At 72.8% G+C, this 16,582-nt stretch carries 13 protein-coding genes and 1 tRNA gene; 12 read left to right on the top strand and 2 right to left on the bottom strand.

Annotation, left to right across the window (positions count from 1 at the left end):
• Positions 1 to 101: 101 nt before the first annotated feature.
• Both ACFUJY_RS16395 and ACFUJY_RS16390 read left to right on the top strand, forming a co-directional pair.
• A complete protein-coding gene (locus ACFUJY_RS16395) occupies positions 102 to 1,535 on the top strand; it encodes an NAD-dependent malic enzyme (RefSeq protein ID WP_383299383.1) in 1,434 nt (477 codons plus the stop codon).
• A gap of 352 nt (positions 1,536 to 1,887) precedes the next feature.
• Positions 1,888 to 2,169, top strand: coding sequence for an HU family DNA-binding protein (locus tag ACFUJY_RS16390; protein ID WP_017237029.1), 282 nt, complete (start codon positions 1,888 to 1,890; stop codon positions 2,167 to 2,169).
• Between the two features lie 86 nt (positions 2,170 to 2,255).
• Here ACFUJY_RS16390 and murA read toward each other — a convergent pair whose 3' ends face one another.
• Positions 2,256 to 3,596: a UDP-N-acetylglucosamine 1-carboxyvinyltransferase gene (gene murA / locus ACFUJY_RS16385; RefSeq protein ID WP_383299380.1), complete on the bottom strand. Its 1,341-nt coding sequence runs from the start codon at positions 3,594 to 3,596 to the stop codon at positions 2,256 to 2,258.
• Positions 3,597 to 3,872: 276 nt separating this feature from the next.
• Here murA and ACFUJY_RS16380 point away from each other — a divergent pair, with 276 nt between their 5' ends.
• The 9 genes from ACFUJY_RS16380 to ACFUJY_RS16340 all read left to right on the top strand — a co-directional run bounded on the left by ACFUJY_RS16380 (position 3,873) and on the right by ACFUJY_RS16340 (position 14,768).
• Complete coding sequence (locus ACFUJY_RS16380) at positions 3,873 to 4,433, top strand: YqgE/AlgH family protein (protein WP_161211409.1); 561 nt, start codon at positions 3,873 to 3,875, stop codon at positions 4,431 to 4,433.
• Between the two features lie 29 nt (positions 4,434 to 4,462).
• Positions 4,463 to 4,750: a DUF3039 domain-containing protein gene (locus tag ACFUJY_RS16375; protein ID WP_026171211.1), complete on the top strand. Its 288-nt coding sequence runs from the start codon at positions 4,463 to 4,465 to the stop codon at positions 4,748 to 4,750.
• A gap of 234 nt (positions 4,751 to 4,984) precedes the next feature.
• Complete coding sequence (locus tag ACFUJY_RS16370) at positions 4,985 to 6,289, top strand: extracellular solute-binding protein (protein ID WP_383299377.1); 1,305 nt, start codon at positions 4,985 to 4,987, stop codon at positions 6,287 to 6,289.
• Positions 6,290 to 6,291: 2 nt separating this feature from the next.
• Positions 6,292 to 7,239: a carbohydrate ABC transporter permease gene (locus ACFUJY_RS16365; protein ID WP_383299375.1), complete on the top strand. Its 948-nt coding sequence runs from the start codon at positions 6,292 to 6,294 to the stop codon at positions 7,237 to 7,239.
• A complete protein-coding gene (locus tag ACFUJY_RS16360) occupies positions 7,236 to 8,084 on the top strand; it encodes a carbohydrate ABC transporter permease (RefSeq protein WP_383299372.1) in 849 nt (282 codons plus the stop codon). Before ACFUJY_RS16365 ends, ACFUJY_RS16360 begins: the two co-directional genes overlap by 4 nt.
• Before the next feature lie 4 nt (positions 8,085 to 8,088).
• The gene (locus tag ACFUJY_RS16355; protein WP_383299370.1) at positions 8,089 to 9,723 is read left to right on the top strand and encodes a beta-N-acetylhexosaminidase; all 1,635 of its coding nucleotides are present in this window, start codon (positions 8,089 to 8,091) and stop codon (positions 9,721 to 9,723) included.
• Between the two features lie 307 nt (positions 9,724 to 10,030).
• Positions 10,031 to 10,927, top strand: coding sequence for an FAD binding domain-containing protein (locus ACFUJY_RS16350; protein WP_361034052.1), 897 nt, complete (start codon positions 10,031 to 10,033; stop codon positions 10,925 to 10,927).
• Positions 10,924 to 12,435: a 2Fe-2S iron-sulfur cluster-binding protein gene (locus ACFUJY_RS16345; protein WP_383299367.1), complete on the top strand. Its 1,512-nt coding sequence runs from the start codon at positions 10,924 to 10,926 to the stop codon at positions 12,433 to 12,435. The genes ACFUJY_RS16350 and ACFUJY_RS16345 overlap by 4 nt, the downstream gene beginning before the upstream one ends.
• Positions 12,432 to 14,768 carry a xanthine dehydrogenase family protein molybdopterin-binding subunit gene (locus ACFUJY_RS16340; protein WP_383299364.1) on the top strand — a complete coding sequence of 779 codons (2,337 nt, stop codon included), beginning with the start codon at positions 12,432 to 12,434 and terminating at the stop codon, positions 14,766 to 14,768. The genes ACFUJY_RS16345 and ACFUJY_RS16340 overlap by 4 nt, the downstream gene beginning before the upstream one ends.
• Positions 14,769 to 14,821: 53 nt before the next feature.
• Here the strand turns inward: ACFUJY_RS16340 and ACFUJY_RS16335 are convergent.
• Positions 14,822 to 14,896: transfer RNA gene (locus tag ACFUJY_RS16335), tRNA-Cys, on the bottom strand.
• A gap of 183 nt (positions 14,897 to 15,079) precedes the next feature.
• Between ACFUJY_RS16335 and ACFUJY_RS16330 the strand changes: the two genes are divergently transcribed.
• The gene (locus tag ACFUJY_RS16330; protein ID WP_383299362.1) at positions 15,080 to 16,543 is read left to right on the top strand and encodes an MFS transporter; all 1,464 of its coding nucleotides are present in this window, start codon (positions 15,080 to 15,082) and stop codon (positions 16,541 to 16,543) included.
• The last annotated feature ends 39 nt before the right edge of the window (positions 16,544 to 16,582 follow it).

The following is a 16,582-nucleotide window of genomic DNA, read 5'->3' as shown; positions in this document are numbered from 1 at the left end:
TTACCGGCTACCGGCCAGTAGGTGCGAATATCGGGAAGCGTGTCCGAGGCGAGCGCCCCGGCCGCGCAGCAATGAAGCTAGGGAAAGCGAAGGACTCGGCCATGGCAACGGCGCCCAGCGTCTCGTACTCGATGACGGTCAGGCTGGAGGTGCCCGCGAGCGGCACCGCGGTCTCCCAGCTCACCACGGCCGTGGAGTCCTCCGGCGGTTCGGTCACCGGCCTCGACGTGACCGCTTCCGGCCACGAGAAGCTGCGGATCGACGTCACGATCGCCGCCTCCTCCACCGCGCACGCCGACGAGATCGTCGAGGGGCTGCGCGGCATCGAGGGCGTCGTGCTCGGCAAGGTCTCCGACCGTACGTTCCTCATGCACCTCGGCGGCAAGATCGAGATGGCGTCCAAGCACCCCATCCGCAACCGCGACGACCTCTCGATGATCTACACCCCCGGCGTGGCCCGGGTCTGCATGGCGATCGCCGAGAATCCGGAGGACGCCCGCCGCCTCACCATCAAGCGCAACTCCGTCGCAGTCGTGACGGACGGCTCCGCGGTGCTCGGCCTCGGCAACATCGGCCCGAAGGCCGCGCTGCCCGTCATGGAGGGCAAGGCGGCCCTCTTCAAGCGCTTCGCCGGCATCGACGCGTGGCCGATCTGCCTGGACACCCAGGACACCGACGCCATCGTCGAGATCGTCAAGGCCATCGCGCCCGGCTTCGCCGGGATCAACCTGGAGGACATCTCCGCGCCGCGCTGCTTCGAGATCGAGGCCCGGCTGCGCGAGGCCCTGGACATCCCCGTCTTCCACGACGACCAGCACGGCACGGCGATCGTCGTCCTGGCCTCGCTGACCAACGCGCTGCGCGTGGTGGGCAAGGCGATCGGGGACGTGCGGGTCGTCATGTCCGGCGCCGGAGCGGCCGGTACGGCCATCCTGAAGCTCCTCATCGCCGCGGGCGTCAAGCACGCCGTCGTCGCCGACATCCACGGCGTGGTGCACTCCGGCCGCGAGGACCTGCGGTCCGCCGACCCGGACTCGCCGCTGTGCTGGATCGCCGACAACACCAACCCGGAGAACATCACCGGCACCCTCAAGGAGGCCGTGGTCGGGGCCGACGTCTTCATCGGCGTCTCCGCCCCCAACGTGCTGGACGGGGACGACGTGGCCGCCATGGCGGACGGCGCGATCGTGTTCGCGCTCGCGAATCCGGACCCCGAGGTGGACCCGGCGATCGCCCGCCGCACCGCCGCCGTCGTGGCCACGGGGCGCTCGGACTTCCCGAACCAGATCAACAACGTGCTGGTCTTCCCCGGCGTCTTCCGGGGCCTGCTCGACGCCCAGTCGCGCACCGTCAACACGGACATGATGCTCGCCGCCGCGCGCGCCCTGGCCGACGTGGTCGCCGAGGACGAGGTGAACGCGAACTACATCATCCCGTCGGTCTTCAACGACAAGGTCGCCGGTGCGGTCGCCGGTGCCGTCCGGGACGCCGCGCGGGCCGCCGGAGCCACTGTGACGGCGCCCACGTCCGTCTGACTACGGCGCGTCGCGGGTCGCGGCGCCCCAAACGCCCCTTTAGGGTGGGCGGGCGACGCGTCCCGCAGAGCCCCGCAATGCTGCGGACGGCTCTGGGGGAGTCGACGGGACGTCACCACGACGAGGCAGTGGTGCTGTTCGCGCGGCTCCCGGAGGGTGCCGGATTGGCTTTCCCGCCGCAGGTGGGGGCAGGATGCTTCCTCAAGGACTACGTCCAGGGGAGACCCCACAGGGCGCGAGGTCTACCGGACCCTCTCAAGGGCGGACCCGGGTACGGGGACTGTCCGAGGGCCCTGGCAGCATCGGCTTCGATCTCACGCCTCACAGGCAAGAAGAACACGGGAGTAACAACATGAACCGCAGTGAGCTGGTGGCCGCCCTGGCCGACCGTGCCGAGGTGACCCGCAAGGACGCCGACGCCGTGCTGGCCGCTCTCGCCGAGACCGTCGGTGAGGTCGTCGCCAAGGGCGACGAGAAGGTCACCATCCCCGGTTTCCTGACCTTCGAGCGCACCCACCGTGCCGCTCGCACCGCTCGTAACCCGCAGACCGGCGACCCGATCAACATCCCGGCCGGCTACAGCGTGAAGGTCTCCGCGGGCTCCAAGCTCAAGGAAGCCGCCAAGGGCAAGTAAGACCCCTGGGCACGACGAAGGGCGGCCACCCCCTCCAGGGGTGGCCGCCCTTCGGCATTCGGCCCGCCAGCGGCCGCTGAGGGCCCTCAGACGAGCGAGCCGCCCGGCAGCTCCACCTTGGCGCCCAGCTTCTCCAGCTTGTCCATGAAGTTCTCGTAGCCCCGGTTGATCAGGTCGATGCCGTGCACCCGGGAGGTGCCCTGGGCCGCCAGGGCGGCGATCAGGTACGAGAAGCCGCCGCGCAGGTCCGGGATGACCAGGTCCGCGCCCTGGAGCTCCGTGGGGCCCGACACGACAGCGGAGTGCAGGAAGTTGCGCTGGCCGAAGCGGCAGTCCGAGCCGCCCAGGCACTCGCGGTAGAGCTGGATGTGCGCGCCCATCTGGTTCAGCGCGGAGGTGAAGCCGAGCCGGGACTCGTACACCGTCTCGTGGACGATGGAGAGGCCCGCGGCCTGCGTCAGCGCGACCACCAGCGGCTGCTGCCAGTCCGTCTGGAAACCGGGGTGCACGTCCGTCTCCAGCGCGATGGCGTTGAGCGCGCCGCCCGGGTGCCAGAAGCGGATGCCCTCGTCGTCGATCTCGAAGGCGCCGCCCACCTTGCGGTAGGTGTTCAGGAACGTCATCATCGAGCGCTGCTGGGCGCCCCGGACGTAGATGTTGCCCTCGGTCGCCAGTGCGGCGGACGCCCAGGAGGCGGCCTCCAGGCGGTCCGGGAGGGCACGGTGGGTGTAGCCGTCGAGGCGGTCCACACCGGTGATCCGGATGGTCCGGTCGGTGTCCATCGAGATGATCGCGCCCATTTTCTGCAGGACGCAGATCAGGTCCTCGATCTCCGGCTCCACGGCCGCGTTGGACAGCTCCGTGACGCCCTCGGCGAGCACCGCGGTCAGCAGCACCTGCTCGGTGGAGCCCACCGAGGGGTACGGCAGCCGGATCTTGGTGCCGCGCAGCCGCTGCGGGGCCTCCAGGTACTGCCCGTCCGCCCGCTTCTCGATGGTCGCGCCGAACTGGCGCAGCACGTCGAAGTGGAAGTCGATCGGCCGGCCGCCGATGTCGCAGCCGCCGAGCCCCGGGATGAAGGCGTGGCCCAGGCGGTGCAGCAGCGGACCGCAGAACAGGATCGGGATGCGCGAGGAGCCCGCGTGGGCGTCGATGTCGGCGACGTTGGCGCTCTCGACGTGCGTGGGGTCCAGGACCAGCTCGCCCGGCTCCTCGCCGGGGCGGACCGTCACCCCGTGCAGCTGGAGCAGCCCGCGCACCACGCGTACGTCGCGGATGTCGGGCACGTTGCGCAGCCGGCTGGGCCCGCTGCCGAGCAGCGCGGCGACCATCGCCTTGGGCACCAGGTTCTTGGCGCCTCGGACGCGGATCTCGCCCTCCAGCGGGGTTCCGCCGTGGACAAGCAGGACATCGTCTGTGCCGGTCATGAATCTCGCGTTCCGGAGTGGTCGGGCAGGGGGGCCAAACGAAAGGGTAATGGCCCCGCACCCCCGTTCCGTAAGGGAACGGGTGGTGTACGAACGTCGTGAATCCGCCTCGACACGCTCTGCTGCGCGGGACGTGCGGAGGGTCACCGTCCGGATCGGCGGCCCGGTCGTGCGCTCCTCGTGCACCCGTGCGCCCTGAGCTGCGCTCGGGCACCGAACGCGACGACCACGTCACTTGGCCCCCGCCGAGGCCGCGGATGCGGGATCATTTCTGCCATGACCGAGGTGTCCTCGCTCACAGGGCGGCTGCTCGTGGCCGCGCCCGCCCTGGCGGACCCGAACTTCGACCGCGCGGTCGTGCTGCTCCTCGACCACGACGAGGAGGGCTCCCTCGGCGTGGTCCTCAACCGCCCCACCCCGGTGGGCGTCGTGGACATCCTGGCGGGCTGGGCCGGGCTGACCGGCGAGCCGGAGGTCGTCTTCCAGGGCGGTCCGGTCTCGCTGGACTCCGCCCTCGGGGTCGCGGTGATCCCCGGCGGCGAGGGGCCCCTCGGCTGGCGCCGGGTGTACGGGGCGATCGGGCTGGTGGACCTGGAGGCGCCGCCCGAGCTGCTGGCGGCGGCCGTGGGCTCGCTGCGGATCTTCGCCGGGTACGCGGGCTGGGGGCCGGGACAGCTGGAGCGCGAGCTGTCCGAGGGCGCCTGGTACGTGGTGGAATCGGAGCCCGGTGACGTGTCCTCGCCGCGCCCGGAGGGCCTGTGGCGTGCGGTCCTGCGCCGGCAGCGCAGCGAACTGGCCATGATCGCCACGTATCCGGACGACCCTTCGCTGAACTGATGTCCCGTTCTTCAGTACGCTTGGCGGTTATGAGCACTCTTGAGCCCGAGCGCGGGGCAGGTACCGGAACCCTCGTGGAGCCGACGCCACAGGTGTCGAACGGCGACGGCGACCACGAGCGCTACGCCCATTACGTCCAGAAGGACAAGATCATGGCGAGCGCCCTGGAGGGCACTCCCGTGGTCGCACTGTGCGGAAAGGTCTGGGTACCGGGGCGCGACCCCAAGAAGTACCCGGTCTGCCCGATGTGCAAGGAGATCTACGAGTCCATGGGCGCCGGCGGCGACAAGGGCAAGGGCGGCAAGGACAAGAAGTAGCGGCCACCGGTACGGCCCGCAGCTGAACGTCCGGGAGACCCCCGGGGTGCGCATCCGCGTGCCCCGGGGGTCTTTCGCATGCCGTTGCACGGGCTGCTCCGCGAGGTCACGGAGTGGTGCAGAGGTGGTGCAGACCACTTGTCGCCGTCCCGGACCCCACCTACTCTCCTGCCTGTTGTGCAGAACGAAACACGCGTTGCGCATGCTGCAACGCTGACCGGTAGGGGTTCCCGGATGAAGTTCTCTGCCCGAATCGCCGCTCCCGCCGCGGCGCTCGTCCTGGCGGGCCTCACCGCCACCGCCTGTGCCCCGCAGACCTCCGACACCGGTGCCAAGGGCGACGAGAAGACCGGCACGCTGCGTGTCTGGCTGTTCCAGGAGGTCGGCAACAAGCCGAAGGAGAAGGTGGTCGACACCGCGGTCGCCGCCTTTGAGAAGGCCCACGAGGGCGCCGAGGTCGAGATCGAGTACATCCCGGTCGAGACCCGCGCCCAGCGCGTCAAGGCCGCCTTCAACGACCCGAAGAGCGCCCCCGACCTCATCGAGTACGGCAACACCGACACCGCCGGGTACGTCAAGGACGGCGGGCTCGCCGACATCACGTCCGAGTTCGGAGCCTGGGCGGACGCGAAGGACACCGACCCGGCCGCCGAGCAGTCCGTGACGGTCGACGGCAAGGTCTACGGGGCCCCGCTCTTCGTCGGCGTCCGGGCGCTGTACTACCGCACCGACGTCTTCGCGGACCTGGGCATCGCACCGCCCAAGTCCCAGGCCGAACTGATCTCCACCGCCAGGAAGATCCACCGGAAGCGGCCGGACCTGTACGGGCTCGCCGTCGGCGGCGCCTACACCTACGGCGCGATGCCGTTCATCTGGGCCCACGGCGGCGAACTGGCCGACCGGGACGGCTCCTCGTACAAGGCGGCCATCAACAGCGCGAAGGCCCGCAAGGGCATCGAGGCGTACACCTCGCTGTTCGGCGACGCCAACTGCCCGCCCGCCAAGTGCGCGGCGATGGGCGGCAACGCGACCGTCACCGCCTTCGCGTCCGGCAAGGCCGCCATGGCCATCGGCGGCGACTTCAGCCACGCGGCCGTCGAGGCCGGCAGCGTCAAGGGCACGTACGCGGTCGTCCCGCTGCCCGGCGTCGCCGAAGGGTCCGTCGCGCCCGCGTTCGCCGGCGGCAACAACATCGGCGTGCTGAAGAGCAGCGAGCACCGCAGCCTGGCCGTCGGCCTGATGAAGGAGCTGACCGGCAAGGCGTCCCAGGCCCGCATGTTCGACGCGATGGGCTTCCTGCCGACCTACACCGACGTGCGCGCCGCCGCCGCGAAGCGCGAGCCCTTCGTCGAGCCCTTCGTCAAGACGCTCGGCGCCGGCGCCAAGTTCGTCCCCGCCTCCCCGGCCTGGGGGCAGATCGACTCCTCGCTGATCCTGCCCACCATGTTCCAGGAGATCGTCAGCGGCCGTAAGGACGTGGCGAAGGCGGCCGACGACGCCGCGAAGAAGATGGACGCGGCGTTCGCCGAAGCGGGCTGACGATGACCGCGAACAGCACGGCGTACAAGACGCGTCCCGCGACCGGTCCGCGCCGCCGCCCCGCCTCCCCGGCCCGGCGGCCGGGCTGGACCCCCTGGCTCTATCTGCTGCCCGCGCTCGTCCTGCTCGGCGGGCTCCTGGTCTACCCGATCTACCAGCTCGGCCTGATCTCCTTCCTGGAGTACACCCAGGCCCAGGTCAGCGGTGGCGAACCGGCCACCTTCCAGGGGTTCGGCAACTACACCACCCTGTTCGGGGACGGCCAGTTCTGGCAGGTCCTCCTCGCCACCGTGGTCTTCGCCGCGGCCTGCGTGCTGGCCACCCTGCTCACCGGCTGCGCGCTGGCCGTCCTGCTGACCCGGATACGGGCCGTGCCCCGGCTCGCCCTCATGCTGGCCGCGCTCGGCGCCTGGGCGACGCCCGCGATCACCGGGTCGACGGTCTGGGTCTTCCTCTTCGACGCCGACTTCGGCCCGGTCAACCGGATTCTGGGGCTCGGTGACCACTCGTGGACGTACGGGCGCTACAGCGCCTTCGCGCTGGTGCTCCTCGAAGTCCTGTGGTGCTCCTTCCCGTTCGTGATGGTCACCGTGTACGCGGGAATCCGGGCGATCCCCGCCGAGGTGCTGGAGGCCGCGGCGCTGGACGGGGCCTCGCAGTGGCGGACCTGGCGTTCCGTCACGGTCCCGATGCTGCGGCCGCTCCTGACCGTCGTCACCATCCAGTCGGTCATCTGGGACTTCAAGGTGTTCACCCAGATCTACGTCATGACCAACGGCGGCGGGATCGCCGGGCAGAACCTGGTGCTCAACGTGTACGCGTACCAGAAGGCGTTCGCCTCCTCGCAGTACAGCCTCGGCTCCGCGATCGGCGTCGTGATGCTGCTGATCCTGCTCGCCGTCACGCTCGTGTACCTGCGTCTCGTACGCCGTCAGGGGGAGGAACTGTGAGCCTGCCCGCCCGTTCGCCCGTCCGCCGGCCGGGCCGGCTCGCCGCCGAGGCCGCGGCCCTGCTCATCGCCGCCGCCGTCGCCTTCCCGCTGTACTGGATGGTGCTCTCCGCCCTCAAACCGGCGGGCGAGATCCAGTCCGCGCACCCCCGGCCCTGGACCCTGTCGCCGTCCCTGGACTCCTTCCGGCGGGTCTTCCAGCAGCAGGACTTCGGGCGCTACTTCCTGAACAGCCTGCTCGTCGCCGGTACCGTCGTCGTCGCCTCCGCGCTCATCGCGTTCCTGGCGGCCACGGCGGTCACCCGGTTCCGGTTCCGCTTCCGGACCACGCTGCTGATCATGTTCCTGGTGGCGCAGATGGTGCCGGTCGAGGCGCTGACGATCCCGCTGTTCTTCCTGATGCGGGACTTCGGCCAGCTGAACACGCTCGGCTCGCTGATCCTGCCGCACCTGGCGTTCTCGCTGCCGTTCGCCATCTGGATGCTGCGCGGCTTCGTCCGGGCCGTGCCGGACGCCCTGGAGGAGGCCGCGTACATCGACGGGGCGAGCCGCACCCGCTTCCTGTGGCAGATCCTCTTCCCGCTGGTCTTCCCCGGCCTCGTGGCGACGAGCGTCTTCTCGTTCATCTCCACCTGGAACGACTTCCTGTTCGCGAAGTCGTTCATCATCAGCGACACCTCCCAGTCGACGCTCCCGATGGCGTTGCTGGTCTTCTTCAAACCCGACGAGAACGACTGGGGCGGGATCATGGCAGCCTCGACGGTGATGACCGTGCCCGTGCTGGTCTTCTTCGTACTCGTACAGCGACGCCTGGTCTCCGGACTGGGCGGAGCGGTTAAGGACTGACGTCATGGCCATGGAACTGATCCCGGCGCCCCTGCGTGCCGACGGACGGGGGCGCTGCGCGACCGTCCTCGACGCGTCCACCACCATCGCGGCGGCCCCGGGCACCGAGACCACCGAACGCTGGCTGCGCGCCACCCTGGGCGCCGCCTTCGGGTTCCCCTTCGCCCCCGGCCCCGGGCGCACCCGGCGCGCCGTCGAGCTGCGCATCGACGCCGGACTGCCCGCCGAGGGCTACCGGCTGACCACCACGCCCGACGAGGGCGTCCTCATCGCCGGCGGCAGCCCGGCCGGGGTCTTCTGGGGCGCCCAGACCCTGCGCCAGCTGCTGGGCCCCGAGGCGTTCCGCCGGGCGCCCGTGGGCGAGGCCGCCGTCCGCGGCTTCGGGTTCACCGACATCGAGGACGCGCCCCGCTTCGGCTGGCGCGGCCTGATGCTCGACGTGGCACGGCACTTCATGCCCAAGGACGACGTCCTGCGCTACCTCGACCTGCTGGCCGCCCACAAGCTGAACGTCTTCCACTTCCACCTCAGCGACGACCAGGGGTGGCGCGTCGAGATCAAGCGGTACCCGCGCCTCACCGAGGCCGGCGCCTGGCGCCCGCGTACGAAGTACGGGCACCGGGCCTCCGAACTGTGGGACGAGACCCCGCACGGCGGCTACTACACCCAGGACGACATCCGCGAGATCGTCGCCTACGCCGCCGCCCGGCACATCCGGGTCGTCCCCGAGATCGACATCCCCGGCCACTCGCAGGCCGCCATCAGCGCCTACCCGGAGCTGGGCAACACGGACGTCGTCGACACCTCGGCGCTCGGCGTCTGGGACAACTGGGGCATCACACCGAACGTCCTGGCCCCCGCCGACCACGTCCTGCGGTTCTACGAGGGCGTCTTCGAGGAGATCCTCGAACTCTTCCCGCCGGAGACCTCGCCGTTCGTCCACGTCGGCGGCGACGAGTGCCCCAAGGACCAGTGGAAGCGGTCGCCCGCCGCGCAGGCCCGCATCGCGGAGCTCGGACTGGCCGACGAGGACGAGCTGCAGTCCTGGTTCATCCGCCACTTCGACACCTGGCTCACCGCGCGGGGGCGCCGCCTCATCGGCTGGGACGAGATCCTGGAGGGCGGCCTGGCGCCCGGCGCCGCCGTCTCCTCCTGGCGCGGTTACGCGGGCGGCATCGCGGCCGCCGAGGCCGGGCACGACGTGGTCATGTGCCCGGAGCAGCAGGTCTATCTGGACCACCGTCAGCACGGCGGCCCCGACGAGCCGATGCCCATCGGATACGTCCGCACCCTGGAGGACGTCTACCGCTTCGAACCCGTGCCGCCGTCCCTGAGCGAGGAGGCGGCCCGGCACGTCATCGGCACCCAGGCCAACGCCTGGTCCGAGGTCATGCAGAACCGGGCCCGCGTCGACTACCAGGTCTTCCCCCGCCTCGCCGCCTTCGCCGAGGTCGCCTGGTCCGCCCTGCCCGCCCCGGACGAGCGGGACTTCGCCGGGTTCGAGAGCCGGATGACCGCCCACTACGCCCGGCTGGACGCCCTCGGCGTCGGCTACCGGCCGCCGTCCGGACCGCTCCCCTGGCAGAAGCGCCCCGGCGTCCTCGGACGCCCGATCGAGGGGGCACCCCCGAACGTGTGAGCCCGGCCCCGACCCGCTCTCCCGCCACCACGGCCCCTGCGACCGTGGTGGCGGCGGCCGTTCGGAGCGGCGCCGCCCCGGCGACAGAGAAAGCGGTACGGACATGCGGAAGACCGGCAAAGGGTGCTCACCGCCGAACCGGCCCGAAAACCGGACCATTACCCTGACCATGGACGGATACACCCTTCGCGGACCTGCGCGTCGGGCCGGTCCGAAGATGTGCCAGAGTTGCCACGTCCGGGCTTCGAGCACGTACCGTACGGCGAAACAGGCGGGAGCGCCGGGACACCGGGAAGGGGCAGCTGGGTTGACCACGCACGCACCGCAGGCGACGCAGTCCGTGACGCTGCCTGCCTCGCTGGACGAGGCGGTGGCGGCACTCGGCGCCATGCCGGCCGCCGTCCCCGTGGCAGGCGGCACGGACCTGATGTCGGCCGTCAACAAGGGGCTCCTGCGCCCCTCCGGCCTGGTCGGACTCGGCCGGATCAGCGAGCTGCGCGGCTGGCACTACCAGGACGGGCACGCCCTGCTGGGCGCCGGCCTGACCCACGCCCGCATGGGGCGGCCCGACTTCGCCGCCCTGATCCCCGCGCTCGCCGCCTCCGCCCGCGCCGCGGGCCCCCCGCAGATCCGCAACGCCGGCACGCTCGGCGGCAACATCGCGACCGCCGCCCCGACCGGGGACGCGCTGCCGGTGCTCGCCGCCCTGGAGGCCGAGCTCGTCATCGCCGGACCCGGCGGAGCCCGCCGCGAGATCCCCGTCTCCCACCTGCTGGCCGGCCGCGAGATGCTGGAGCCCGCCGAGCTGATCGGCTTCGTCCGGGTGCCCCTGCTGCACGCCCCGCAGGTGTTCCTCAAGGCCACCGGCCGCACCGGACCCGGCCGCGCCACCGCCTCCGTCGCGATCGTGCTCGACCCGGCCAGGCGCGGAGTGCGCTGCGCGGTCGGCGCCATCGCACCGATGCCGCTGCGCCCGCTGGAGGCGGAGCGCTGGATCGCCTCGCTGATCGACTGGGACGGGGCGCGCGGCCTCGCGCCCGACGCGCTGGCCGCCTTCGGCGAGTACGTCGCGGCCGCCTGCATCCCGGACCCCGAACCACCCGCCGACGGGGGAGAGGCACCACCGCTGTCCCCCGCCGTACTGCACCTGCGGCGCACCGTCGCCGCGCTCGCCCGACGCGCGCTGGGGAGGGCACTGTCGTGAGCAAGGAGAACCCCGCCGAGCAGCACGGGGGCTGGCAGCCGACCCCGCAGGGCGACTACGACGGCGACGCGACGGCCTTCGTCCAGTTGCCGCCGGAGGACCTGGCGGACATCCCGCTGGCCGCGCCCGGCCACGGCTACACCCCGCCGATGATCCTGCCGCTGACCCCGGCCGCCGGCCTCGACCCGGCGGCCACCGGCAACTGGTCCGTCCAGACCCCGGAGCAGCAGCCCGCACCGGACGCGGTGCACTGGCCCGACCCGAACCAGCAGTCCGGCTACGGCTATCCGCACCCCGAGCCCGAGCAGCACACCGGCTCGTACCAGGAGCCGTACGGTACGGACCCGGCCGCCACGGGCCAGTGGCAGGTGGACACCTCGTCCTGGCCGGCCCCGGCCGCCCCGCTCTCGGACGACTCCGGCGAGCTGTACACCCCGCCCCCCGCCGCCGACTGGTACGCGGACCGCCCGGCCACGCTGCCGGGCGGCGCCCCGGCACCCTGGGCGGTGCCGGACGCGGCCGGAGCCGCGGAGCCGGAGGCGGGTGAACCCGCCGATGTCCCGGCCGACGCGGAGGCCGGCGTCCCGGCCGACGGGCTGTCAGGCGTACCGGCCCATGAAGCGGTGGGCGTCACGGCCGACGCCCTGGCCGGAGGCCCGGCTGACACGTCCGCCGGCGCCCCTGCCGAGAGCGCTCCCGAGGCGGCGGAGGCCGCCGAGGGCGAGCGGCCCGCCCCTGGCCCGGAGGCGGAGGACGTCGCGGCGCCCGGCGCGGAGCCGGTCCCCGAGCCTGTGCAGGCGGCTCCCGACCTGGCGGGCCGGGACGAGGAGCCCGTCGCGGACGCGGGCGCCGAGGCCGACGCGGACCACGGCACAGCGGCGCCCCCGGCGCCCGACGCCCCGGAGGGGCCCCCGCCGCCCAGCGAGCACCCCGCCGCCTCGTACACGCTGCACGTCAACGGCGTCGACCGGCCCGTCACGGACGCCTGGATCGGCGAGTCCCTGCTCTACGTGCTGCGCGAACGCCTCGGCCTGGCCGGCGCCAAGGACGGCTGCTCGCAGGGCGAGTGCGGGGCGTGCAACGTCCAGGTGGACGGCCGGCTCGTCGCCTCCTGCCTGGTCCCCGCCGCCACCACCGCCGGCAGCGAGGTCCGTACGGTCGAGGGCCTGGCCGTCGACGGGGAACCGTCCGACGTGCAGCGGGCACTGGCGGACTGCGGCGCCGTCCAGTGCGGCTTCTGCATCCCCGGCATGGCGATGACCGTCCACGACCTCCTGGAGGGCAACCACCGCCCCAGCGAGCTGGAGACCCGGCGGGCGCTGTGCGGCAACCTCTGCCGCTGCTCCGGCTACCGGGGCGTCCTGGACGCGGTCAACGAGGTCATCGCGGCCCGCGCGGCCGCCGAGGAGTCCGGGGCCGAGGAGCCGGAGGAGCCCCGCATCCCGCACCAGGCGGCACCGGGCGCCGGTAGTGTGCAGGCCCACCAGCAGGACGGAGGCATGGCGTGAGCAACGACGCGGCCGGCGCCACCCCCACGACGATCAGCATCCCGTCGCCGGCCGGCCCGGGCGGACCCGAGGCCGAGCAGCCGCGGCTCGGCATCGGCGCCTCGCTGCCGCCGGCCGACGCCCGCGCCAAGACCGAGGGCACCTTCCCGTACGCCGCCGACCTGTGGGCCGAGGGCCTGCTCTGGGCGGCCGTCCTGCGCTCCCCGCACGCGCACGCCCGCATCGTCTCCATCGACACCTCGGCCGCCGTCGAGATGCCCGGGGTGCGCGCGGTCGTCACCCACGAGGACGTCCCGGGCGAGGCCCTGTACGGCCGCAAGGTCGTGGACCGCCCCGTCTTCGCCTCCGACCTGGTCCGCCACCACGGCGAGCCGATCGCCGCGGTCGCCGCCGACCACCCCGACACCGCCCGGCTCGCCGCCGCCGCGATCGCCGTCGAGTACGAGGTACTGGACCCGGTCACCGACCCGGAGAAGGCGTTCGAGGCCGAGCCCCTGCACCCCGACGGCAACCTCATCCGCCACATCCCGCTGCGCTACGGCGACCCGGAGGCGGCCGGCGAGGTCGTCGTGGACGGGCTGTACCGCATCGGACGGCAGGACCCCGCCCCGATCGGCGCGGAGGCCGGGCTCGCCGTGCCCCGCCCGGACGGCGGCGTCGAGCTGTACACCGCGTCCACGGACCCGCACACCGACCGCGACCTGGCCGCCGCCTGCTTCGGCCTCGAACCGGAGCGGGTCAAGGTCGTCGTCACCGGCGTGCCCGGCGCGACCGGCGACCGCGAGGACCCCGCCTTCCAGCTGCCGCTGGGCCTGCTCGCCCTGCGCACCGGCTGCCCGGTCAAGCTGGCCGCCACCCGCGAGGAGTCGTTCCTCGGCCACGCCCACCGCCACCCGACCCTGCTGCGCTACCGCCACCACGCGGACGCGGAGGGGCGCCTGGTCAAGGTGGAGGCCCAGATCCTGCTGGACGCGGGCGCCTACGCGGACGCCTCGTCGGAGTCGCTGGCCGCCGCGGTCGCCTTCGCCTGCGGCCCGTACGTCGTCCCGCACGCCTTCATCGAGGGGTGGGCCGTCCGTACGAACAACCCGCCCTCCGGCCATGTCCGGGGCGAGGGCGCGATGCAGGTCTGCGCCGCCTACGAGGGCCAGATGGACAAGCTGGCCGCGAAGCTGGGGATCGACCCGGCCGAGCTGCGCATGCGCAACGTGCTGGCCACCGGCGACATCCTGCCGACCGGGCAGACCGTGACCTGCCCCGCGCCCGTCGCCGAACTGCTCACCGCCGTCCGGGACCACCCGCTGCCCGCCCTGCCGAAGGACGCCCCGGAGGACGACTGGTTGCTGCCGGGCGGGCCCGAGGGCGCGGGCGAACCGGGCGCGGTGCGGCGGGGTGTCGGATACGCGCTGGGCATGGTCCACATGCTGGGCGCGGAGGGCGCCGACGAGGTGTCCACGGCCACGGTCCGGGTCCACGACTCGGTCGCCACCGTCATCTGCGCGGCCGTCGAGACCGGCCAGGGCTTCTCCACGCTGGCCCGGCAGGTCGTCCAGGAGACCCTCGGCGTCGAGGAGGTGCACGTCGCCTCCGTCGACACCGACCAGCCCCCGGCGGGCGCTGCCACGCACGGCCGCCACACCTGGGTCTCCGCCGGAGCGGTCGAACGGGCCGCGAAGATGGTCCGCACCCAACTCCTCCAGCCCCTGGCGCACCAGTTCGGGATGTCCACGGAGCTGCTCCAGATCACGGACGGCAAGATCACCTCGTACGACGGGGTGCTCTCGACGACCGTGTCGGAGGCGCTGGACGGCAAGGAGCTGTGGGCCACCGCCCAGTGCCGCCCGCACCCCACCGAACCGCTGGACGGGTCCGGGCAGGGCGACGCCTTCGTGGGCATGGCCTTCTGCGCGGTCCGCGCGGTGGTGGACGTCGACATCGAGCTGGGCTCGGTCCGGGTGGTCGAGATGGCCGTCGCCCAGGACGTCGGCCGCGTCCTCAACCCGTCCCAGCTGGCGACCCGTATCGAGGCGGGCGTCACCCAGGGCATCGGCGCCGCCCTCACCGAGAACCTCCGCACCGCCCGCGGCCTGGTCCGCCACCCGGACCTCACGGGCTACGCCCTGCCGACCTCGCTGGACACGCCGGAGATCCGCATCGTGAAGCTGGTCGAGGAGCGGGACGTGGTCGCCCCGTTCGGCGCGAAGCCCGCCTCGGCGGTCCCGGTCGTGACCTCCCCGGCCGCGGTGGCCGCCGCGGTCCGCGCGGCGACCGGCCGCCCGGTCAACCGTCTCCCGATCCGCCCCCAGGCGGCGGTCGCGGCCCCGAAGGGCTGAGACGCCCCGCACACGGAAACCGCCCGCCCCCGAAGCGGGGGCGGGCGGTCACATGGAGACCGTGACCGGATTCGAACCGGTGTAACTCGAGTTGCAGTCGAGCCCCTGAGCCTCTCGGGCACACGGTCCTGCGTGGTGTCGCCGAACCGACCGTAGGCCCGGCCGCGCGGGGCGCTCAAGGGTTCCGGCCGGCGTGCAACGCGACTGCCATACGCCGTTCACGTCCGGCGCGGGGACGTAGGACCAACGGCCGAGGCCGGGGCGGACCACCGACAGGGTTCATCAGGCGTTTCGCCCCTTACTCTTGGCTCATGACCGCCCTGGAACCGCGCGACGCCGATGTCCCGCCCCTCATCGAAGACGTCGACGCCCCCGCCGCGGTGGGGCCCGTGCTGCCGGAGGGCATTCTCGGGCGGACGTACCGGGCGCTCAGCATCGGCATCGTCTCCGTGGTGTTCCTGATCGCCTTCGAGGCGACCGCCGTCGGGACCGCGATGCCGGTCGCCGCGCGTGAGCTGCACGGCATCCCGCTGTACGCGTACGCGTTCTCGGCGTACTTCACCACCAGCCTCTTCGCCATGGTGCTGTCCGGGCAGTGGGCCGACCGGCGCGGGCCGCTCGCCCCGCTGGCCACCGGGATCAGCGCCTTCGCGGCGGGGCTCCTGCTGTCCGGGACCGCGGGCTCGATGTGGATGTTCATCGCGGGCCGCGCCGTCCAGGGGCTCGGCGGCGGGCTGGTGATCGTCGCGCTGTACGTGGTGATCAGCCGCGCCTACCCGGAGCACCTGCGGCCGGCGATCCTGGCCGCGTTCGCCGCGAGCTGGGTCATCCCCTCGGTCGTCGGGCCGCTCGCCGCCGGCAGTGTCACCGAGCACCTGGGCTGGCGCTGGGTCTTCGTCGGCATCCCGGTCCTGATCGTCTTCCCCCTCGCACTCGCGCTCCCGGAGATCCGGCGCATGGCGTCCGGCCCGGCGGACCCGGAGGCGCCGGTGGAGGCGTACGACCGCCGGCGCATCGCGCTCGCGCTGGGCATCTCGCTGGGCGCCGGGCTCCTCCAGTACGCCGGCCAGGAGCGGAACTGGCTCTCGCTGCTGCCGGCCGCCGCCGGGGCCGCGCTGCTCGCCCCCGCGATCCGGGGCCTGCTGCCCCACGGCACGTGGCGCGCGGCGCGCGGGCTGCCCGCGGTGGTGCTGCTGCGGGGCGTCGCGGCCGGGTCGTTCATCGCCGCGGAATCGTTCGTCCCGCTGATGCTGGTCACCCAGCGCGGCCTGTCCCCGACCCTGGCGGGCCTCTCCCTGGCGGCCGGCGGCGGCACCTGGGCCCTGGGCTCGTACGTGCAGTCCCGGCCCCGCCTGGAACCGCACCGCGAGCCCCTGATGGTCGGCGCCATGGTCCTGGTCGCCGTGTCCATCGCGGCGGCCCCGGCCGTGCTCATCACCTCCGTGCCGGTCTGGACCGTGGCCGTCGCCTGGGCCTTCGGCTGCTTCGGCATGGGCGTGGTGATCGCCTCCACCAGCGTGCTGCTCCTGAAGCTGTCCGCCCCCGAGGAGGCCGGGGCCAACTCGGCCGCCCTCCAGATCTCCGACGGCCTGTCCAACGTCCTCCTGCTGGCCGCGGGCGGCGCCGCCTTCGCGGCCCTGGGCGGCGGCACGATGGACGTCACGGAGAAGGCCGCGACCAGCTCCCACCCGGCCGCCTTCGCGGTCGTCTTCTTCCCGATGGCCGTGGTGGCCCTGGCGGGGGCGTGGGTGGCGGGCCGGGTGCGGGAACGGTGAGTGGTACCAGTTTGACCCCACCGATGGTACCGTTCTGGT

It is taken from the genome of Streptomyces sp. NPDC057249 (genome assembly GCF_042669245.1).
Classification (GTDB): Bacteria; Actinomycetota; Actinomycetes; order Streptomycetales; family Streptomycetaceae; genus Streptomyces.
The sequence above is the reverse complement of the archived record's forward strand: the minus strand, read 5'-3'. Positions and strand labels throughout refer to the sequence as shown.